Source organism: uncultured Wocania sp. (assembly GCF_964021735.1).
Taxonomy (GTDB): domain Bacteria; phylum Bacteroidota; class Bacteroidia; order Flavobacteriales; family Flavobacteriaceae; genus Wocania_A.
The window spans coordinates 1-5,044 of sequence record NZ_CAXIBN010000207.1 but is presented as its reverse complement, the minus strand read 5'-3'; the positions used below and the strand labels follow the sequence as shown (position 1 = coordinate 5,044).

The following is a 5,044-nucleotide window of genomic DNA, read 5'->3' as shown; positions in this document are numbered from 1 at the left end:
TTGAAAATGGTCAAAAAATAGCATTTTTAGATACACCAGGTCACGAAGCCTTTACGGCGATGCGTGCTCGTGGTGCTCAAGTTACAGATATTGCAATTATTGTAGCGGCTGCCGATGACGATATCATGCCACAAACAAAAGAGGCCATTTCACATGCGCAAGCTGCTGGAGTTCCTATTGTTTTTGCAATCAATAAAATAGATAAACCAGATGCAAATCCTGAAAAAATTAAAGACGGATTAGCTCAAATGAACTTGCTAGTTGAGGATTGGGGAGGGAAAATTCAATCACACGATATTTCAGCAAAAGTAGGAACTGGTATTAAAGAATTATTAGAAAAAGTGTTGCTTGAAGCTGAGTTATTAGAACTTACAGCAAACCCAAATAAACCAGCGCAAGGAACAGTTGTTGAAGCCTTTTTAGATAAAGGTCGTGGTTATGTTTCTACAATATTAGTGCAAGCTGGAACTTTAAAAATTGGAGATTATGTCTTAGCTGGTCAGCATAGTGGGAAAGTTAAAGCGATGCATGATGAACGCGGTCATGATGTTGTTGAAGCTGGACCATCAACACCAGTATCTATATTAGGATTAGATGGTGCGCCACAAGCAGGAGATAAGTTTAATGTATTTGAAGACGAACGTGAAGCTAAACAAATAGCTACTAAACGTGCGCAATTACAACGCGAACAATCGGTTAGAACGCAGCGTCATATTACACTTGATGAGATTGGTCGACGTATAGCTCTTGGAGATTTCCAAGAATTAAATATCATTCTTAAAGGAGATGTGGATGGTTCTGTAGAAGCACTAACAGATTCATTCCAGAAATTATCTACTGAAGAAATTCATGTAAACATTATTCATAAAGGCGTAGGGGCCATTACAGAAAGTGATGTATTGTTAGCAACTGCTTCCGATGCTATTATAATCGGATTTAATGTACGCCCTGTTGGAAATGCAAGAATGATTGCTGATAAAGAAGAAATTGATATTAGAGCTTACTCTATTATTTACGATGCTATCAATGATCTGAAAGATGCCATGGAAGGTATGTTATCTCCAGAACTTAAAGAAGAGATTACTGGAACTGCCGAAATTAGAGAAATGTTTAAAGTATCTAAAATCGGAACCATTGCAGGTTGTATGGTTACCAATGGTAAAATACTTAGAAGCTCTAGTATTCGTTTAATTAGAGATGGTGTGGTTGTGTATACTGGTGAGTTAGCTTCGTTAAAACGATTTAAAGACGATGTTAAAGAAGTAAGTAAAGGTTACGATTGCGGTATGCAAATTAAAAACTATAACGATATTAAAGAAGGCGATATTATTGAAGCTTTCCATGAAGTTGAGGTTAAAAAGAAATTGAAATAATATTCAATAAATTAAAAATAAAAAGCGACCAAATTGGTCGCTTTTTTTATGATTCAAAAGAATAATCAATTTAACTTTTATCTTTTTTCGGTTTAAAAATAAACGCGCTAGGAAAGTTTCTTTTAATTCTTTTTAAAGCCCTATCAGCTTCTATCCTCGTTCTAAAACTACCTACCCATATTTTGTAATTTTTAGGTAATTCAAATTCCAGAGAAGATCTCCATTGGTTATAAATTGAATTGTATTCTTTTTGAGCTGAAGTCGCACCAGCACGATTGCCATTAAAGATTTGTATTTTGTATCTGTCTGAGGTTTTTTCATCTTTATTAAGTTCTTTTTTAAGAGCTAACAATTTATGGATATTCTTATCTTGATTTATAGTAACATGTCCTTCTTGTGCAAAGCAATTAGCAGAGATTAGTACAAAACATATAACAGAAAATAAGCTGGGTTTAAATTTTAATGTGTTCATTCTTAAAATATTTTATACAAATGTATACGTTATTAACTTAATTATGGCTCTTTTTATTATTTAGAATCCCTCTAAATTATCAATTAACACTTCTGTAACATTTCTAAAATCGACTTTTAATATTACTTTTGCGACAGATTTTTTTAACTGTATTTTTTTCTATTATTAAATGAAAAAATCATACCAAAGTTTAGAAGTTAATTTAACCAACAATATGATACAGGTAATTTACCGTAAACTAACCTCAAATATTTTTCGTTTCGGGTTCGTTATTTTACTAACATTTACAACAACTCTTTCGGCTCAAGAAGGAGATTCAGCAAAAGGAAAATCATTATTTAATGCCAATTGTGCAGCGTGTCATACTTTAGATAAGAAAATGACAGGTCCTGCCCTGCGTAATGTAGAGCAACGTTTAGCTGATGATGAAGGATTAGATAGAGAATGGCTTTATGCTTGGGTAAAGAATAGTGCAGGTATGATTAAATCTGGTGATGCTTATGCTAACAAGATTTATAATGAGTATGGAGGTGCTGCAATGACTGCTTTTCCACAATTATCAAATGAAGACATAGATAATATTCTTGCTTATACGGCTGAGGAAAAGAAAGCTCCAGCTCCAGTTTCAGGTTCAGAAACAATAACTCAAACTACAGCAACAACTGGTGGTGTGTCAAACGAAATCATATTGGGTGCTTTAGCTATTTTATTTATTCTATTAGCTGCTGGTTTGTTTTTAGTAAACAAAACGCTACGTCGTTTTGCCTCAGCACAAGGCATTGAAGTAGAAGAGGATTCTAAAAGTACACCTCTATGGAAAGCTTTTATTAAGAATCAATTCTTAATGTTAGTTACTGCTATTTTCTTTTTATTAGCAAGTGCATATTTTGCATTCGGTTATTTTATGCAAATAGGAATAGATCAAGGATATCAACCAGTACAAGAAATTCATTACTCACACAAAATTCATGCAGGTGATAACGGTATAGATTGTAAATACTGTCACTCTTCAGCTAGAACAAGTAAAACATCTGGAATTCCATCTTTAAATGTTTGTATGAACTGTCATAAATCTATTTACGAGGTGTCTCCAGAAACAGCTACGGAAGAATACTCTAAAGAATTTTACGATGGCGAAATCCAAAAACTTTATGCTGCTGCAGGTTGGAGTGATGAAGAACAGAAGTATGTAAACGAAGGTACGCCAGTTAAATGGACGCGTATTCATAATTTGCCAGATTTTGTTTATTTCAATCACTCACAACACGTAACTGTTGCAGGTGTTGAGTGTCAAACTTGCCATGGTCCTGTTGAAGAAATGGAAATCATGTATCAGCACGCCCCATTAACAATGGGTTGGTGTATTGAGTGTCACAGAACAACAAATATCAATGTAAAAGATAATGCTTACTACACTAAAATACATGAGCAATTAACTAAAAAGTATGGTGTAGATAAACTTACTGTTGCTATGCAAGGTGGTTTAGAATGTGGTAAATGTCATTATTAAATACGTAGTTTTTCCGCGAAAGCGTAAAAATTTTAAAAAATAAAAACAAGAAGTAATTCAATTATATAATATGTCATCAAACAAGAAATACTGGAAAAGTGTTGAAGAGCTAAACGAAAATAGCTCTATTGTTGAGACGCTAAAACAAAACGAGTTTGTTGAAGAGATACCTACTGATGAATTTTTAGGTGATAAAGATACATTAGAAGCTACTTCAACAACACGTCGCGATTTCTTAAAATATGTTGGTTTTAGTACTGCTGCAGCATCACTTGCTGCTTGCGAAGGGCCGGTAGTTAAATCTATTCCTTACGTAGTGCAACCTACAGAAATTATACCTGGTGTTGCCAATTATTATGCAACAACAATTGCTGATGGTTTTGATTTTGCAAGTGTTTTAGTAAAAACGCGTGAAGGTCGTCCAATTAAAATTGAAAACAATGCATTAGCAACTACTAATGGTAATGCTAACGCTAGAGTAAATGCATCGGTTTTAGGATTGTACGATAGTTTAAGAGTTCAAGGCCCAAGTAAAGCAGGAGAACCTATTTCTTGGAATACTTTTGATTTAGAAACAAATCAAGCTTTAACAGATGTTGCAGCTGCAAATAAGGATATTGTATTATTAACACAAACTTTTGCAAGCCCTTCTACAAGTAAACTGATTTCTGAGTTTAAAGAAAAATATGGTAATGTACGTCACGTTGTTTACGATGCCGTTTCAGAATCTACGGCACTTGACGCTTATCAAGCTAAGTATGGAGAACGCGGATTAGCAAATTACGATTTTTCGAAAGCGATGACTATTGTTTCCGTTGGTGCAGATTTCTTAGGTGATTGGCAAGGTGGAGGATTTGATTCAGGGTATTCTAAAAACAGAGTGCCAGATCACGGTAAAATGTCGCGTCATATTCAGTTTGAATCAAATATGTCTTTAACTGGAGCTAATGCCGATAAACGTGTGCCTTTAACACCAAGTCAGCAAAAAACAGCTTTAGCTAAATTATATAGTCAAGTAGTTGGAGGGTCGGTTTCAGCAAAAGAATTACCTGCTCATATTGAAGATGCTATTAGTAAAGCTGCTTCTCAACTTAAAAAAGCTGGTAGTAATGGTTTAGTTGTTACAGGAATTCAAGATGTAAATGCACAAACAGTTGCTTTAGAAATAAACGAAGCTTTAAATAGTAAAGCATTTGATAAAGCGACACCTATAAAAACAAGACAAGGTAACGATAAAGCAGTAGCTAAATTAGTTGCCGATATGAAAGCTGGAACTATTGGAGCTATCATCATGAGTGGTGTTAACCCTATGTATACGCTTCCTAATGCTTCAGATTTCGCTGAAGGATTGAAAAATGTTGATTTGTCTGTAGCGTTTTCAATGAAAGCAGATGAAACATCATCACTTACAGATTATATAGCAGCAGCACCTCATTATTTAGAATCTTGGGGAGACGTTGAACTTAAAAAAGGGCATTATGCGTTAACGCAACCAACAATTCGTCCTTTGTTTGATACAAGACAATTTCAAGATGCTTTATTGAAGTGGACAGGAAACGATGTATCTTATCACGATTATATAAAAGATGCTTGGGGAACTACTATTTTAGGTGGAAGTTCTTTTAACAAAGCGTTACACGATGGTGTTTATGTTGGAACTATTGCAACTGAAACTGAAGATACTACTGA

4 protein-coding genes are annotated in these 5,044 nt (G+C 34.5%); 3 read left to right on the top strand and 1 reads right to left on the bottom strand.

The window, feature by feature from the left end; all coding sequences use genetic code 11:
• The coding region (gene infB / locus AADI82_RS13630) for a translation initiation factor IF-2 (RefSeq protein WP_341216975.1) at positions 1 to 1,373 on the top strand (1,373 nt) is incomplete at its 5' end.
• 70 nt (positions 1,374 to 1,443) lie between these two features.
• Here infB and AADI82_RS13625 read toward each other — a convergent pair.
• Complete coding sequence (locus AADI82_RS13625; RefSeq protein ID WP_341216974.1) at positions 1,444 to 1,845, bottom strand: SPOR domain-containing protein; 402 nt, start codon at positions 1,843 to 1,845, stop codon at positions 1,444 to 1,446.
• 214 nt (positions 1,846 to 2,059) lie between these two features.
• On the opposite strand from AADI82_RS13625, the gene AADI82_RS13620 reads away from it, so the two are divergent.
• Positions 2,060 to 3,355 (top strand): c-type cytochrome, encoded by a 1,296-nt coding sequence (locus tag AADI82_RS13620; protein ID WP_341216976.1) that lies wholly within the window; start codon positions 2,060 to 2,062, stop codon positions 3,353 to 3,355.
• Between the two features lie 70 nt (positions 3,356 to 3,425).
• A partial coding sequence (locus AADI82_RS13615) for a TAT-variant-translocated molybdopterin oxidoreductase (protein ID WP_341216973.1) occupies positions 3,426 to 5,044 on the top strand: 1,619 nt, incomplete at its 3' end.

Excerpts from the sequence above, each read along its gene's own strand:
- AADI82_RS13625 (WP_341216974.1), bottom strand. The coding sequence starts at position 1,845 with ATGAACACATTAAAATTTAAACCCAGCTTATTTTCTGTTATATGTTTT.
- AADI82_RS13620 (WP_341216976.1), top strand. The coding sequence starts at position 2,060 with ATGATACAGGTAATTTACCGTAAACTAACCTCAAATATTTTTCGTTTC.